The organism is Bradyrhizobium sp. NBAIM08 (assembly GCF_020193935.1).
Taxonomy (GTDB): Bacteria; Pseudomonadota; Alphaproteobacteria; order Rhizobiales; family Xanthobacteraceae; genus Bradyrhizobium; species Bradyrhizobium yuanmingense.
Genome location: NZ_JADYVR010000417.1, coordinates 1 through 442 on the forward strand (window position 1 = coordinate 1; position 442 = coordinate 442).

At 65.8% G+C, this 442-nt stretch carries 1 protein-coding gene; it reads right to left on the reverse strand.

The features are described from left to right. Window positions 1-59: 59 nt before the first annotated feature. The gene (locus I6F37_RS40195) at window positions 60-356 is read right to left on the reverse strand and encodes a hypothetical protein (protein WP_225154407.1); all 297 of its coding nucleotides are present in this window, start codon (window positions 354-356) and stop codon (window positions 60-62) included. Window positions 357-442: the final 86 nt, after the last annotated feature.

Consider the following 442-nt stretch of genomic DNA (forward strand, 5'->3'; position numbering starts at 1 on the left):
CTCCGTCACCGTATGACGGTGCCACCTCCCCGCGCTTCGCGCAGGGAGGAAAGCTGACTCTAGCTGCAGCGTATGACCACCGACGGCTTGCCGAACACCTCGCGGTAGGTGCCGACGGTCGGCATGTTCTTGCTGTCGAGCGTGGTGTAGTTGCCCTGCCTGCACATCGCGAGCGCGCGTTCCTGGCAGCCGCCGGGGTTCTCGCAGGAGATGGCGTAGGCCGGCTTGCCGTCGCTCCAGGTGATCGAAGTGGCGTCCGACCTCGAGGAGCGATCGGGACCGGTCGTCGAGCTGGTTGCGCAGGCCGCCAGCGCGCCGGCGGCAGCGGCAAGAACTCCCCACAAGTGCAGTCGCATCGGCTTACTCTCCCTTGTCACGGCTTCTTGGCCAGCTTGAAATCCCGCCAGATCAACAGGCCGGTCGAGTTCTGAAGGGTCGTGCC

Coding starts and splice junctions, on each gene's coding strand:
- I6F37_RS40195 (WP_225154407.1), bottom strand. CDS start 356: ATGCGACTGCACTTGTGGGGAGTTCTTGCCGCTGCCGCCGGCGCGCTG.